At 59.8% G+C, this 14854-nt stretch carries 10 protein-coding genes, 1 tRNA gene and 1 pseudogene; 6 read left to right on the top strand and 6 right to left on the bottom strand.

Annotated features, from left to right (window positions below; all coding sequences use genetic code 11):
• Positions 1-52: 52 nt before the first annotated feature.
• A tRNA-Ser gene (locus E0501_RS06035) sits at positions 53-142 on the top strand.
• 173 nt (positions 143-315) lie between these two features.
• On the opposite strand, the gene E0501_RS06030 is transcribed toward E0501_RS06035, so the two are convergent.
• Positions 316-1260, bottom strand: coding sequence for a recombinase family protein (locus tag E0501_RS06030; protein WP_137700412.1), 945 nt, complete (start codon positions 1258-1260; stop codon positions 316-318).
• A gap of 56 nt (positions 1261-1316) precedes the next feature.
• Here E0501_RS06030 and E0501_RS06025 point away from each other — a divergent pair.
• Positions 1317-2497, top strand: a pseudogene (locus E0501_RS06025) (IS3 family transposase).
• 636 nt (positions 2498-3133) lie between these two features.
• Positions 3134-4123, top strand: coding sequence for a GNAT family N-acetyltransferase (locus tag E0501_RS06020; protein ID WP_137700411.1), 990 nt, complete (start codon positions 3134-3136; stop codon positions 4121-4123).
• Positions 4124-4126: 3 nt separating this feature from the next.
• Here E0501_RS06020 and E0501_RS06015 read toward each other — a convergent pair whose 3' ends face one another.
• Positions 4127-5200, bottom strand: coding sequence for a GNAT family N-acetyltransferase (locus E0501_RS06015; protein WP_137700410.1), 1074 nt, complete (start codon positions 5198-5200; stop codon positions 4127-4129).
• Between the two features lie 188 nt (positions 5201-5388).
• On the opposite strand from E0501_RS06015, the gene E0501_RS06010 reads away from it, so the two are divergent.
• Complete coding sequence (locus E0501_RS06010; RefSeq protein WP_137700409.1) at positions 5389-6756, top strand: oligosaccharide flippase family protein; 1368 nt, start codon at positions 5389-5391, stop codon at positions 6754-6756.
• Positions 6757-6891: 135 nt separating this feature from the next.
• A complete protein-coding gene (locus E0501_RS06005) occupies positions 6892-7815 on the top strand; it encodes a glycosyltransferase family 2 protein (protein ID WP_137700408.1) in 924 nt (307 codons plus the stop codon).
• Here E0501_RS06005 and E0501_RS06000 read toward each other — a convergent pair.
• Positions 7812-9017, bottom strand: coding sequence for a glycosyltransferase family 4 protein (locus E0501_RS06000; RefSeq protein WP_161594570.1), 1206 nt, complete (start codon positions 9015-9017; stop codon positions 7812-7814). The genes E0501_RS06005 and E0501_RS06000 overlap by 4 nt on opposite strands.
• A 189-nt stretch (positions 9018-9206) precedes the next feature.
• Here E0501_RS06000 and E0501_RS05995 point away from each other — a divergent pair, with 189 nt between their 5' ends.
• Positions 9207-10382 carry a polysaccharide pyruvyl transferase family protein gene (locus E0501_RS05995; RefSeq protein ID WP_161594569.1) on the top strand — a complete coding sequence of 392 codons (1176 nt, stop codon included), beginning with the start codon at positions 9207-9209 and terminating at the stop codon, positions 10380-10382.
• A 12-nt stretch (positions 10383-10394) separates the two neighbouring features.
• Here E0501_RS05995 and E0501_RS05990 read toward each other — a convergent pair whose 3' ends face one another.
• The 3 genes from E0501_RS05990 to E0501_RS05980 all read right to left on the bottom strand — a co-directional run bounded on the left by E0501_RS05990 (position 10395) and on the right by E0501_RS05980 (position 14837).
• Positions 10395-11927 carry a glucosamine inositolphosphorylceramide transferase family protein gene (locus E0501_RS05990; protein WP_205123451.1) on the bottom strand — a complete coding sequence of 511 codons (1533 nt, stop codon included), beginning with the start codon at positions 11925-11927 and terminating at the stop codon, positions 10395-10397.
• A gap of 367 nt (positions 11928-12294) precedes the next feature.
• Positions 12295-13686 carry a hypothetical protein gene (locus tag E0501_RS05985; RefSeq protein ID WP_137700404.1) on the bottom strand — a complete coding sequence of 464 codons (1392 nt, stop codon included), beginning with the start codon at positions 13684-13686 and terminating at the stop codon, positions 12295-12297.
• Positions 13687-13745: 59 nt separating this feature from the next.
• Positions 13746-14837 (bottom strand): glycosyltransferase, encoded by a 1092-nt coding sequence (locus E0501_RS05980; RefSeq protein ID WP_235857751.1) that lies wholly within the window; start codon positions 14835-14837, stop codon positions 13746-13748.
• Positions 14838-14854: the final 17 nt, after the last annotated feature.

Here is a 14854-nt window from a genome sequence, read left to right as displayed (position 1 = left end):
GGGCCTTGATCCGCCTGCCAAAGCCGATTAAACGGACGCCCCAGACCCCCGCGGAGAGGTGCCGGAGTGGTCGAACGGGGCGGTCTCGAAAACCGTTGTTCCTTCACGGGAACCCAGGGTTCGAATCCCTGTCTCTCCGCCATACAGTCCCCTCTGATTGGGGTTCTTCCGAGAAGCGCAAATTAGTCCCGTATTTCCGGGGACTAGCGGGTGGTGCTGCATCCAGAGACTGCCGGATTGCAGGTTTCGGTGGCTGACCTGGCGATAAGTCTCAGAGCGCCATTTCCAGGGTAGACTTGGCTGCGAGGGCGATGCTCAGAGCTGCGCGACGATGCGGTCCTGTTCAGCCCAGGATGACGGCAGGCCATGGCGGCGGATCCAGTTCGTGGTCAGCGCCGGCGGCTGGTGACCTCTCATGATCATCCTGACGAGTTTCGGTGACAGGAAAGCAAAAGTCAGCATCTGGCCCAGATATTTGACTGTGATGCCGTCGCGGGTGGCGATGACGGCCAGCTCATCGCCTTTGCAGAGAGCCGCGCGCCATTGCGCCGCCTTTGCGACATTGGCGATCAGGATATCATCCCGCTCCGTCGGGGACTCGCCGATGACGAGGCGTGTTTCGACACCCCGGCGGCGCTGCGAGAACGGTGCGGTGAAGCTCATTGCGGCAGGCGGTATAGCTGTCTCGGTCAATCCGAAGGTCTCAGCGATCCTGCTCCTGTCGAGATCAATCCGGATCGTTCCATCGATAAGCTTTGCCGCAACAATAAGCTCCAGGCACTGGCGATCGAGGCCTTCAGCAACACTGCGAAGCCGATCAATCGAACCTGCACCGTCTGCGCCAAGCTTGCCCCGCGCACAGCACCCGGTCAGATGATCCTGGACGGCTTGCGCCAGGTCACGTTCCAACCGGTGCGCCGGCAGCCGCCATCCCTTGCTGCAGCATGCATCGCCATCCCCGACAATCAGTCGGCGTGAGACATAGTAACGATAGCGCCTGCCCCCTTTCGACGCATGCGTAGGCGTCAGCCGATCACCGGTCTCATCGGTAAGCCGGCCAGCCAGCGGCGATGGATGAGCCGCCGCGTGGGGTTTCGCGCGGGGCTTGGCTGAAAGGTCCATAAGTTGCGCCTGGATCGCTTCAAACCGCTTCGGATCAATGATTGCATCGTGCTGGCCGTCATAGACCGTGTGCTTGTGACGGATGCGTCCGGCATAGACCGGGTTTGACAACACGTGGTGGATCTGGCCGCGTCTCATTGAGCCTCCCCAACTGCATTGGTCCGCCGCTATGTTTAGGAAACGGAGGACCAGGAATGGCAAACAAGCGACCAAAGCCCGAAGAGATTGTCTCGAAGTTACGGCAGGTTGAGGCGCTGATGGGACAAGGCATGTCCCGTCTCGACGCGATCCGACAGATCGGCGTTGTTGAACAGACGTATTATCGGTGGCGCAAGCAGTATGGCGGAATGGGTGTGGAGCAACTGAAGGAACTGAAGCGGCTCCAGAAAGAGAACGAGCAGCTGAGACGCGCATTGTCGGATCTGACACTGGACAAGCTGATCCTGACGGAGGCCGCAAAGGGAGTGAGGGCCGTCTTGGAAATGGTCCAGTGGACCATTTCAGGCCTAAACGGGCGGAGCCCCTGAGCCCCGCTCGTCGGCGTGCCTGTATCGACCATGTCCGTGACCAGTTCAAAGTGTCTGAGCGCAGAGCCTGTCGAGTGCTGGGACAACATCGTTCGACCCAGCGGCATGTGCCGAAGGGTCGTGCAGATGAGGATCAGCTGGTTGCCGACATGATCGAACTGGCCAGACAGTTTGGTCGCTACGGCTATCGGCGGATTGCGGCTTTGCTGAGAGATGCAGGCTGGTCTGTCAGCGATGGTCGGGTTGAACGGCTGTGGCGGCGAGAGGCGCTGAAGGTTCCACAGAAGCAGCCCAAGAAGGGGCGTCTATGGATGAATGACGGATCATGCCTCCGGCTGCGACCTGAGTATCGGAATCATGTCTGGAGCTATGACTTCGTTCATTGTCGGACCGATGATGGGAAAGCATTCCGCACGTTGAACATTTTGGATGAGCACAGCCGCGAATGTCTGGCGATCAGGGTGAAGCGCAAGCTGAACTCAACAGATGTAATTGATGCTCTGACAGACCTGTTCATCCTGCGAGGCGCTCCCGCCTTCATCCGGTCGGACAATGGCCCTGAGTTCGTTGCACAGGCTGTTCGGGACTGGATTGTCGCTGTTGGCGCACAGACCGTTTACATCGAGCCAGGATTGCCTTGGGAGAACGGATATTGCGAAAGCTTCAATGGGCGGATGCGGGATGAACTGCTCAACGGCGAGATCTTCCATACCTTGCGCGAGGCTCAAATCCTGATCGAGCAATGGAGGAAACACTACAACACCAGGAGACCGCACAGTGCATTGGGCTATCGGCCACCGGCTCCTGAAACCATCATCCCAATGGAAACCAGCCCAATCATGCACTAACAATTAACTTGGACCAATCAGATCGGGCTGCTCAAGGGAACGCGCCTCGCCTCAAATAATCACGAACATCTCATCGATTTTCCAACCCCTGGGGCCAAACCTCAAGGCAACGATACGCCGCTTGGGTTCGCAGATGCTAACATCGGCCCGACGCTGTACCACCAGAACCACAGGCCCTAGTGATTCACTTCGATACCGCGCCGGCGCAGCAATCCCTCGGCGTTCTCCAGCGACAGCGGGAGCCGGACGTGGAGCGTCACGGCAAGGTTAATAATCTCGAAACAGGCTTTGAGTCAGCGGAACGAGCCGCGGAGAGCAGTGGCCGACGCCACGAAACCTCCCCGCCTGTTTCATGCCAATTGACTCTGACAAGTCCCTGATACCTTGGATCAGCCTCCAAACCGTCGAAAACCGTGACAACTTTTTTTAAGGATCAAGTCGCTTTTCAAGGGAACAAAGCGTTGGAGTGTCCCCGGCAATGATTTCTCGTTATTCTCAAGTGGAAACAGTGTTAAACACAACCAAACGCAGCATTGGGGACCGCATTTGTCGAAACACACTGAGGCGAAACTGGTGGATTTCGACGTTCTTCCAGCCAGGGCATGGAACAGCGGTCCGTCAAGGCCGCTCAGTCTCATGCAAACCTATGACTGGATTCAAACGGCCACCGAGGTCTATGGGCAAGATGGCCAAAACGAAACCGTGATAGTGGGCGACATTTCAGCCCCCCGGGCTATCGCCGTGTTCTGCCGAAATGGAGTAATGCGCGGGCTTCGACTGGCCGGGGCGATGGATATAGGGGAATCTGTCGAGGCGCTTTACGCTGACGATACGGCGAAAGATGATCTCGCTCGCGGCATAGTTCGGCTCGGTTTCGCCGTGGACCTGGGGCACTACCCGACAAGCGGCGATTTTTCGCAACGTCTGAGCAAGGCTGGAAAAGGGCGGGGGCTCACCCTGGTGCGAAAGCTCCCGCAACAGGCAATGCCCAGCCTTTCGCTGGATGAGAAATGGAAGACGCCGCTCGATCAATGCAGCCGGTCGCGACGTCAACAGTATCGTCGAAAATGGCGCAAGGCCGAGGCCATCGGCCCCGTTGCCTTGGAAATCCTAACCCCTAGTGAAACGGAAATGGAACCGATCTTCGACCGCATCGTGGCCGTCGAGGCGAAAAGCTGGAAAGGACGTGCCGGCACTGCCCTTCTGCACGATGAAAAACAGGCCGCGTTTTTCCGCAGTTTCGGCCGAAAAATGGCCGCGAAGGGCCGTTTAAGGCTCTGTTTCCTCACCATCGGCGGGCAGGATGCGGCCATGACCTTCGCCACTGTCTGGGACAATCGTTTCTGGGCAATCAAGGTCGGCTATGACGAAAACTTCGCCCCCATCTCTCCGGGCGAGGCGTTGCTCGTCGAATTGATCCGCTATTCCGCCGAAAACGACTATTCTTCATTCGAATTCTGCGGCAAGGACGCGCCGTGGACCCGCGCCTGGGCCGAAGATGCAACGGAAATCGAGGCTCTTCGCTTCTATCCCCTGACCGTTTTCGGCCTTGGCCGATTGGCTCTCGACAGCTGGCAGATGGCCCGACAGCGGTTTGCCGCCAGGATCGCAAAAAACCGCGATTGACGGTCAGATCAGGCCGGCCCGAAATACTTTCGTCCCTGCCCGGCGCACAAAGGCGGCGGCCTGTTCCGGCAATGCCTTGTTCGCCAGCCGCTGCGCGGACTTCCGCAGCACCCGTGCCGTTCCAAACGCTGTTCCCGACCGCTCGAGGGACCCTTCGCAGAGCCGCCGCGCGCGCGTGCCGAATTGCGTCTTGTAGCGCTGCGTACCGCGTCCGAAATCAAACTCCTTCAGCTCAATCCGCGCCGCTTCTTCGACGCAGAACAGCAACAGCAACAGCCCCGGCGCGTATTGCTGCATCTCGGGATCGTAACTCGGGAACCACCAATGCCAGGCCCGATCGGACCGCATTCCGAAATGCGCGGCAATCATACGATCCCCGGAATAAAGCGTGCTGAAAAGCCCGGCGAAACGCGCCGTATTGACCACTCGAATATCGCCCAACAGATCCGCTATCCAGTCGGGTCCGGGAAATCCTGGGGCGCCTTGCTGGCGCAGCGCCATGTCTTTCCAGCCGACGAAGGCGGCCCACGCCTGTTCCGAGTTGTCATCACGCACAAACCGCAATTCTCCCTGTTCGCGTTCGATTTTCCGTACCATGCGGTTCAGCTTCGTCATTTGCTTGGTCTGTGCCCGGACTTCGTTCTGCCATTGATCGAATCCGTCACGCAGATCGGCGCGAAGCGAATTTGAAAAACTGAACGCGTTATCTTCAAGAATACTCTGCGCTGCGAGCCCATGATTAAAGTCGTAAGAAGAGAGCCCGCAATCGCGCATCAGCCTGCCTCCGCGCGGCCCCGGATCTTCGACACCTCCTATGACCCCCTGGTAGTCGCAAATCTGCCCACCCACCGGCGCGGCGCATCCGCCCAGCTTCAGATGAAACGGAAGAAAGCCCGTGATTCCGGCTTCGCTGCGCAACACCGCAATGCGCAGATCGTTGCGATGCCGCCCAACCGCCATCGTGAACTCATGAGCGAAAAACGGGCTTGAAAAATCGTCGTTCTGATCCAAGAGATCATTCCAGATCCGGGCCAGATCTGGTGTGAATTCGCTCGGGCGCAATATCTCATGTCGCATTTGAAAGTTTTCAAATAAGGTATCAATATCGGCATCATGGGCGCGTCAGACGCGGCTCGCAACAGGAAACCGCGCAGCCACAAGCCAGCAAACTCGGGCAAGGAACCCGGCCTCCCCGTCTCAATCTCGATTTTCAGGAGAAGATTTTGCTACGCGCTACGCTGACCTCAGCCTTTGCCGTCGGAGTGATGTCCCGGCTGGTCGTTCAGCTTTTCGCCTTGGCGCAAATCATGATGGCCTCGCGCTTCATCGGGCTGGCCGAATTCGGTTCCTACGCGCTTGCCTGGGCCTGTGTGGCCATTTTCTCGGCCTTTGTGTTCACCGGTTACTACCAGGCCTTTCTCCGCTCCGAACACCCCGACGAAGACAGGCACACCACCTTTGGCATGATGCTTGCCTTCGCGCTGGTTGCATCCCTGGTTCTGCTGGCGGCGGGCATGTCGATCGGCGAAGGCCTTGTCGCACGGATATTCCTGTCCTTCGCGCTCCTGCCGATCATTGAAGCGGTCTACGCCTGGAACGAGGTGCATCTCCTGCGCGAAACCCGGATGCGCACGATCAGCCTGATCGGCGCCGCGTCCGAGGCCTTGGCGACCCTCGTTCTTGCTCTCGGCCTCTTCGAGGGCCTCGGTCCGATGGCCCTGGTTGCGGCGCGATATGCGGCCACCGGTCTAAACCTGACGATCTCCACATTTCTGGTCCGGCGGTTCCCTCGGCCGTCTTTCGATCGCGCGGTGCTGCGCAAAGGGAGACGGACCGCAATACCGCTCTGGATCAGCACCGGCGCGGCAATGCTGGCAAACTATGGAATCGACTTGATTCTCGGGATTTTCCTGAACCCTTCCCAAGTCGGCACATATCGCGGCGGCGCAAGAATTTCGCAAACCGCCGCGGATTTGGTTCAGCAACCGCTCACGGTGCTCACCTGGTCGCGGTTTTCCCGGCTTGCCGCGGAACAACGCGGGCGCCTGATCACCCTCGCCTGGAGAGTGAACATGTCGTTCGGAACCTCCGTCGCGTGGCCCCTCATGCTCTGCGTTGCGCTGCTGAGCAAAGAACTCGTCACCGTCATCCTAGATGATGCCTGGTTACCGACGGCCGCGATTATCTCGATCCTCAGCCTTGTGCGCGCGATCCGCATTCTGACCTCCCAACTCGAACCCACCCTTACGAGCCTCGACAGACAGGGGCTTCAGCTCGCGATCCGCCTGTTCGGCCTGACCTTCACGTTTCTGGCGATCCTCGTGTTTGGCCGAAGCAGCGCGGAATCAACCGCAATCGTCCAAGTCTACACGTCGGTCATTGTCGCATTGATCTCGTTGGAGCTGACACGTCAGGTCCTGAACATCTCGCCCGGTGATCTTTTCCGGACCTTTCTTCCCGGGCTGCTGCTCAGCGGACTCTGTGGCGGTTTTGTCATGGCGACAGAACCGTTGCGCGTTGCGCTTGCGCCTGCATCCGGCCTGTTTCTCACCCTCGTCGGCCTCCTCGTCGTCTGGAGCGGCGCAGTGGCGCTGTCCTTGTGGAAAGGCTTCCTGCGCTGGCCCACACCTTGACACGCTGCGGCCTTGACGATGCCACCTTTATTCGATGGACTTGTAGGACCGCCGCAAGGGCCCCGAAACCCTTTCTCAACCCAGTTCAGCCACCCGGGCGTCCTTTCCAAAAGCATTCTCAGCGCCATAACCGAAATGGATAGCAGGATAACCGAGACCAGCAGCCCCTCGCAGAATGCGCCCCGCATCGTCGTCGGTATTGCGACGCTCGGCCGTGGCGACATCGTTACCCAAGCGGTCAGGGACATTGCCCGGCAACAGCGTTTGCCCGATCTTGTTGTCGTCAGCGGCACCTCGGACACGGATTTCGGCGCGCTGCCTGGCGAAAACCTGCCCTTTCCCCTGAAACTTCTGACAGGTCCCAAAGGCTCTTGCGCCCAACGCAACCTGATCCTCTCCCACCTGACGCCAGCCGACATCCTGCTCGTCATGGATGACGATTTCCTGCTCGCCGACGACTACCTGCGTGAACTCGAAGCTCTCATGCATGACGCCCCCGATATCGTCATCGCGACGGGTCACGTCCTGGTTGATGGTATCCTGGGCCCGGGACTTGACTTCGACGAAGGTAAGGCCGCGCTTGAGAAAGGGTTGGAGCGTCCCGCCCAGCACGACATAACGCCCGTGCGCAATGGCTATGGCTGCAACATGGCCGTGCGCATGAAACCCGTCCTCGAGCATGAACTGCAATTCGACGAGGCGCTGCCGCTCTACGGCTGGTTCGAGGATGTCGATTTCTCGGTCCGCGTGGGCCAACACGGTCGCGTCGTTCGTGCCGACATGCTTCGCGGCGTACACCTGGGCACCAAAACAGGCCGAACACCGGGCAAAAAGTTCGGCTATTCGCAAGTGGCCAACCTGTTGTATCTCCGGCGAAAGGGCACGATCACGCGCAAGGCGTTGTGGTACCGGATGTCGCGCAACGTCGCATCGAACCTCCGATACAGTTTGCTACCGGTCGACTGGGCTGATCATCGCGGCAGACTCTTGGGCAACCTGCTCGCATTCATTGACCTGGTCCGGGGCCGTTGCACCCCAAGCCGCATCACCAGGCTTTAGGCCGCGGAAACCGCACCCTCGTACAGTCCAACAAGCCGTTCAACCCACTCGCCCGCGTCCAGCGCCAGCTTCACCGGCCCTTCCCTGCAGCGCCAGCTCATCTGCTCGATTGTCGTCTCCTCCATTTCACGGAACTCCCTGATGACCCGATCCATGTCGTCCGGATCGAACACATCAAAGCTCAGCCCCAACCCGGCTGCCTCGATTTCTTCAGCCATGAGTGCGGTCTTGGCCACGGCGACCGGCAACCCACTGCCAATCGCTTCCGCCAGAACCAGCGCAAACGGCTCGGGGTGATGCGATGGCATGACTAGGGCCCGCGCATTCCCGACCCACTGGCCGATCTCGGATTTCGACAGCCAGCCCGTCACCTGGATTCCTGGAAACTCCTGCGCCAGCCGATCCTTCAACACGCCGTCACCGACACATACCAGTTCAGCCCCAACCCGGCTCACCGCTCGCGCCAGGTCGAGTACACCCTTATCCTCTTCAAGACGTCCGACGTAAACGTACCGGCTGTTGCGCTCGACCTGCACGCGTGCATCGGTGTAGGGCGTTGCCGGATTGCGCAACACTTTCATCAGGGCGTCGGGATAGCCCGCGCGCGCCAAGCGGGGCAACATGCCGGGATGTATGGTAAGTATCCCGGCCCAACCTTGGGCCGGATCGAAATTCCGGAACAGGGCCCGTTGCCGCATCACCCGCCAGAGCTTGTGGGCATAACTGCGCTTGTCACAGTGGGTCAGAACGCAGTTTGCGGACAGCGGCGTTCGCGTGCAAAGCACGTTGCGGCGATAATCCATGTAAACACCGTTCGGGCAGGCCAGGAACATGTCATGTGCATGCACGAAGGTGCGAGGTGCCACGCGGGCCAGCGCCGCAAAAACCGCGGGCGAAAATATCTGTGCCCAGCCGTGTAGGTGATAAACGGTCCCGGCACCTTCGGTCTTTCGCACGACATCGTCGATGAAGTCGCGCATCTGCCGATCATAGACGCCTTTGCGCATCGCGTGCGCCCGCCCTCGATCCAACAGCCGCCCCGATCCGGCCGCGATCACGTCGATCCCCTTGGCCTTCAGCTCCGGCGCATCGCCGGCATCGCCGCAGACAAAACTCACCTTCAACCCCCGCGCGCTCAACTCCAGCGCGCTCAGGATGGCAAGCCCCGTCGCCCCGCCCTTCGCGCGACTCGAGTCGTTCAATACGACAACATGCGAAAGCGGCATCCCTGCCTCCAGTGTGGGCTCAAATTGCCATCTGTAATACACTAACTATGACTGGCTGCACGGCCCGTGGCGAGTCTTCCGGCGCGAAAGTTCGGAAACTTCGTGCCAAAGTCTGGGAATTGCCCGATATTGGGTGTCGGAACGCAGCAATTGGAACCAACTACTTTGTCCCGCATTGTCATTCTTGGCCTTCCCTACAGCCCGAATGTCGGGGACGGCGTGATCGCCGACTGCCTTCGTGCCGGTCTCCTCGAGGCGGCGCCCGAGGCGGAGGTGCAATGCATTGATATCTCGGGCCGGCAAGGCTTTGGCGAAGTCACCGTGAAGCGCCGTTCGCTCGCGCTTGCCGTCCTGCGCGCGCTGCCACGACCGCTGGCACAGCGTCTCGTCATGTTCCGCCTGGGCCGGTTGCTCGATGGCTTCGAACCTGACTGGCGGCAGGCCGCCGCAGGAGCCGATCTGGCGATCATCGGCGGTGGGCAGATATTTTCGGACGCGGACCTGAATTTCTGCCTCAAGATCGAACGCGTCGCCCGCGTTCTTGACGCGAGCGGTTGCCCAGTCGTCGTCCATGCCGCTGGCGCGGCACGCAATTGGAGCCCGCGCGGACGCGCCCTCTTCCGCCGTCTGCTGGAATGCGACCTCCGCGCTGTCGGGTTGCGGGACGAAACCTCGATCCGCAACTGGCGCGACCAGATGGGCGACGATGGTCCTCGGCCCGTCCTGACGCGTGATCCTGCCCTGATCGCCGCACAGGTCTACAAACCTGGCGAAGTCACCCAGGACAGCCCTTTTGGCCTATGCGTCACCGACCCCGCGATTCTCTCCTATCACGCTGAAGGCGGGAAAACCGCGATCAGCCAAAGCGGAACCTTCGCCGAGATCGCGCTTGCTTTGGTGGCGCGCGGACATCGCGTCACTCTCTTTTGCAACGGCGCCGTCGAAGACCGCGAAGCGTTGTCGGCGACTCAAACGCAGCCCGAGATCGCAGCCGCGATGGAAAGCGGACAGATCGACATCGCCCCGCCCCCTGACACTCCCGCCGAACTCGCCGCGATCATAGCGCGGCTTCGTGCAATCGTCGCTCACAGGCTGCACGCCTGCATCCTGGGCTATGCCTTCCGGCGCCCAATCGTGGGGCTGGGCTGGGACCGAAAACTGGAAAGTTTTTTCCAATCGGTCGGGCTCGAAGACAATTTCCTACCTGCAAACTCCCTCACGCAGGAGAACGTCGCGCATTTGCTCGAAGCGGCCGTGAAATCCGGCATCGACCCGGATCGTCACGCCGCGGTCGTTGCGGAAACCCGATCCGCGATCCGCGCCATCCTTGCCGCCCTCTAGGCGCGCATCAGATCATGGCCACCGGACATCGACAACGAATCGCCCGGCCACAGCATCAGCGTGGTGGCATCCCACCGCCCCCGGAATGCGATCCGGCGTGAAATGTGCGGCACGATGTTCCTCATAGCCTGTGTGGGACAATTCCGTGATCTCCATCAGGTTCAACCCGTATCCATAGATGTCACCGCTGTTGTCCTGCGAGAACCGAAAAAGCCGGCCGTTGCTTTCGAACACTCGCCCGCCGCCCCGTGCCACATCCGACCCCACGACGACCGGGTTCAAAGGATGCGGAACGATCTGCCGCAAGTCCGGCCCATCAACCCGGAAAAGGCTAAGCTCGCTGCTAAAATCTCCGAAGGAATCGTGACAGCTGTTGGCGAAAAGCCACCAGGTATCACCTTGTCGGAACAACACGGGATCCGCCAGTTGTCGACCTTCGAAAGCCGTCGCGTGCAGCTCCCAGCCCAGCGGAAAATCCGTGCAACGCCACATCTCGACCTGCTCGGCCTGCATTGTCTCTGGCATCAGGAATATCTCGCCCTCGTGCGCGAAGACGAAGGGAAAGGACAGGTGATGATCGGCCACCAATGCATCACCGAGCCGTTCCGCTCCGACATCGGAAAGCCGCGCCACGGCGATCTTTCCCAAGCGCGTGTCATAGGGGAACTCTTCGTAAAAGCAGTAAACTTCGCCGTCTCTTTCGAACAAGAAAGGATCGGCACAGAATGCATCCCCGAGGCGCGGAAGATCGACACCGACACCCGGATCGATATCCGGTAAATATCCCTTGCCGACCCGCAGCGCAAATGGCGCGCCTTTTCCAACTGACGGCCAGATTCGTGAAATCAACCGCACCGTTCCAAGTTGGAGCATCCGCGCGCTATAGCGGGCGAAATCGGCCAGGTCCGGCATTTCCCGTCCTTCCACCGCGGGCTCCGCCTTCGGCAGCTCCCGTCGCATCGCCAACCGTCTGAGTTCGCGCAAGGCCAACTGAACCGATTTCTCCCTGGCAAAGGTCAATGTGGAGGCAATCGCGTGTTTGCTCTGCACGGTCATACATGCGATGCCGCGCCGCGCGCGGTCATCGTCGGTCTGACTGTAAAGCCGACATTCCACAGCACTTTCGCCTCGGGTCACGGCCCGTGCAACGCCGCCGATGTCATTGCAGGAAAACGACCAGACGCCAAACCGTGCCCGCGCGCAGATTTCGGCCGGTGCCGGTCCCGGGCGAAAATCCAAAATTACATCGCAAGGGGCTATCTCTTCAGGGCTCAGCGGCAGATTGCGGCCGATTGGTGTTCCGTCCTTCACCCGACCTTTGGATAGCACTGCGCGCTCCAACGCGACCAACCCGGCAAAAACCATTGAACCATGCTGACTTGCCGAAACAGGATCGACAAACACCTCGCCCTTGACCAGCGGCCCCACCAGCCCATCCAAGAAAAACCTGACCGACCGCAACCTCAGATGGCTTTCCGGCAGGATTATCGAAACAGTGATCGGATCGCTTTCCGAATGGGTTCGATTCATTTCGCGGTAATCCATTGATGCAAAATCATTTCTGGACAACCCTTGTCTTTGCTGCGGCCCGACCTTTCGACACGCTTCTCCACCATTGTGCCGAGATTCACGGTGATGTCGAAAAGCTTTGGTCGGATTCTCGCGCATTCTCCCGCATTTTTTTGTCTAACGTTGACAAGAACCTTGTGGGTCACATACTACGCATACACAAAATATAGCAAATCGAGCAACATCGTGGTAATTCAAAAACCCGCCACCCAAACGTGGAAAGCCTGTACGAGCATGATGAAGTCAATCCCTGCACCGGTTCTTCGCGTTTCTGTCGTCGCAGGCTGTTTGCTTTTCTGGGTTCTTGTCCTGGAGGCCTACTTCTGAAAGCAGCCCTATGCGATCAGGCCAAAACGGTCCCGTGCCTGGCCCGAGCGGCCCTTTTCAAGTGGACCTCGCGGGCGACAGCGGCAATAGCAGTAACCGCCACAAGAAACAGAGTCGGGTCGGGGGTTGTCCCGGAGACAAGCTTGGCAGCCAAGTATGTGATCGCGGCAACGCGGGCGGAATAGAAAAAACAAGCGGCCCTGACATTGCCGAATGCCCGAAATGGTCCCAGCGCGCTCCACAGATACGCCACGAAGGCCAGCGTTCCCGGCAAGCCCACGCTGCCCAATAGAACCGCCACAAGTCCGTTCGCGCGCAGTGAGCCGGCACCGGCCCCCAATCCCCAGCTCTGCACGAAAGCATTCAGACCCGATCGCGCCCAGGCCGCGCGTTCCAGCCCCGAGGTCGAATTTGCTTTGTCGAAGAAGAGTCGATCGATCAGCCCCATGAAGGTCTCCAGAAACGGGGTGGCAATCAGCGCCGCGCTCAGACCAACCAGCGCCAGCGCCAGAAGAACCGCCATCCCGTGGGCAATGTTCCAAGATATTCCGCGCACTGCGAAATGGCGTGCGTGCAGCGCCAGCATGATCGCCGCGGCAAAAAGCGCCGCATAGCCCGTGCTGGAAAAGGAAAGCAGCGCGCAAGTGAAGCTTCCCAACGCCAAGGCGCCATGCCCGCGCCGCCGCGAAATCAGAAACGATGTCGCGAAATACGCAAACATCGCCGCCGAAAACGCGCCGAATTCAGAAGCCTCGGGAAAGCCTCCGATCACCCGCGCGAAACCGAGCAACGCATGCTCGTTGTTGAGCGCATAATCAGCTGTGCGAATTATCGACAACGCATTGTCGAGCCCCACAAGATCGACCGCGCCAAGCGCTATGTTCACCCCTGCCGCCCAGACCAGCCCGCTCTCGATGATCTCGGCACCGCGCCGGCGCAGTGAATTCACCATCACCAGAAAGAAAGCGATTGAAATCAGGATGTAACCGGCCTGCGCGATGTTCGAGTTGGACGGCGCCAGCGGCTTCATCGTCGAAAAGAAATAGATGCTCACCGCGGTGCCCTTCAAATCGAAGGACAGCGGGAAAACAAGGAAGGTTCCCGCGAACAAACGCACCAGAATGATCGCCGAGAACAGCGAATAAAGTCCGAAAAGCAGCAGAAGGATCCCAGCCCGCGGCACATGCAACCGCCCGATCGCGCCACTGGCCCAGCGGATCGCGAAGACCCCGCAACACAGCAACACCAGGAAATGCGCCATCAAGACCGAAAGTCCGCCAACGGCCAGCGCGGCGAACATACCGAAAGGCAACGCGGCAAGGGCCACGGATACGCCCCTGTCCGGATCCTTCAGGCTGACACGCAGCCAAATCAGGATGAACAGCAGGGAGACAGGATACAGTGTCATCGTCTCTCCTTTGCTGACGCGATCGGTTTCCACCGGCAGATGGCTAGCTCACAGCCATGCTAGGCGTTCTGAAAAGCGGCGTCCACGACCGCCTTGAACTCACGGCGAAACCTCTCGGCGCTGAATTTGCGCGCATGCGCATTCAGCGCCGCCGCGTCGAACGCCTGCTCCCGGCTTTCGAACGCGGTCACGGCCGCGCGGATATCCGAAGCGGTCTGATTAAGAAAGAAAAGCCCCGTCTTTCCCTCTATCACGCTATCGCGCGCGCCGCCGCGACCATAGGCGATTACCGGCGTCCCGCAGGCCATGGCCTCGACCGGAACGATACCGAAATCCTCCTCTGCCGGAAATATCAGCGCCCGAGCGCCCTGGTAGAGCCGTGGAAGATCGTCAGCCGAAACTCGGCCCAGAAGCGTCACGTTTTCCGGCAGGTCCCGTTCCAACTCCGCCCGCTGGTTGCCTTCGCCCACCACCAGCAAATTGCGTTCCATACCGGCAAAGGCCTCGATCACCAGGTCGGCGCGTTTATAGGACACGAGCTGCGACACGAAGAGGTAATAGTCGCGCAGCGTGTCCGCTTCTGGCAACGAATACGCCTCCAGGTCCACCGGCGGGTACACGATATCTGCCTCGCGGTTATAGTAGCGCTGCACCCTATCGGCCACGAAGCTCGAATTTGCGACGAAGCGGTCGACCCGCGCCGCCGTTGTCACGTCCCAGATCCGCAAACGGTGTGCAAGCCTCGAGAAATACATCCGACCCACCCGGCCCAGCTGCGCCGCGTAGGGGTGATAATGATCCCAGATATAGCGCATGGGCGAATGAACATAGCAGACATGGCGCGCCCCCGGCGGCACAATTATGCCCTTTGCCGGTCCACTCTCCGAAGAAATGACCAGATCGTAACCAGACAGGTCCAACTCCTCCAGGGCGCGCGGCATCAGCGCAAGGTATTTCTGATAATGTCGCCGGGCGAAAGGCAGGCGGCCGATGAACGTTTCGGTGATTGGCCGCTCGGCCAGGTCGCCCGTCAGCCTGTCCCGGTCGACGACATGGGTAAACACATCGGCCTCCGGGTATATCTTTAGCAGTTCCTCAAGAACCTTCTCGCCACCGCGCTGAGCCACCAGCCAATAATGGATAATCGCCACCCTCACAGCGCCGCTCA

The organism is Marimonas lutisalis (genome assembly GCF_005434965.1).
GTDB lineage: Bacteria > Pseudomonadota > Alphaproteobacteria > Rhodobacterales > Rhodobacteraceae > Marimonas_A > Marimonas_A lutisalis.
This window is presented reverse-complemented; position numbering and strand designations above follow the sequence as displayed.

Excerpts from the sequence above, each read along its gene's own strand:
- E0501_RS06030 (WP_137700412.1), bottom strand. The coding sequence starts at position 1,260 with ATGAGACGCGGCCAGATCCACCACGTGTTGTCAAACCCGGTCTATGCC.
- E0501_RS06020 (WP_137700411.1), top strand. The coding sequence starts at position 3,134 with ATGCAAACCTATGACTGGATTCAAACGGCCACCGAGGTCTATGGGCAA.
- E0501_RS06015 (WP_137700410.1), bottom strand. The coding sequence starts at position 5,200 with ATGCGACATGAGATATTGCGCCCGAGCGAATTCACACCAGATCTGGCC.
- E0501_RS06010 (WP_137700409.1), top strand. The coding sequence starts at position 5,389 with ATGTCCCGGCTGGTCGTTCAGCTTTTCGCCTTGGCGCAAATCATGATG.
- E0501_RS06005 (WP_137700408.1), top strand. The coding sequence starts at position 6,892 with ATGGATAGCAGGATAACCGAGACCAGCAGCCCCTCGCAGAATGCGCCC.
- E0501_RS05990 (WP_205123451.1), bottom strand. The coding sequence starts at position 11,927 with ATGGATTACCGCGAAATGAATCGAACCCATTCGGAAAGCGATCCGATC.
- E0501_RS05985 (WP_137700404.1), bottom strand. The coding sequence starts at position 13,686 with ATGACACTGTATCCTGTCTCCCTGCTGTTCATCCTGATTTGGCTGCGT.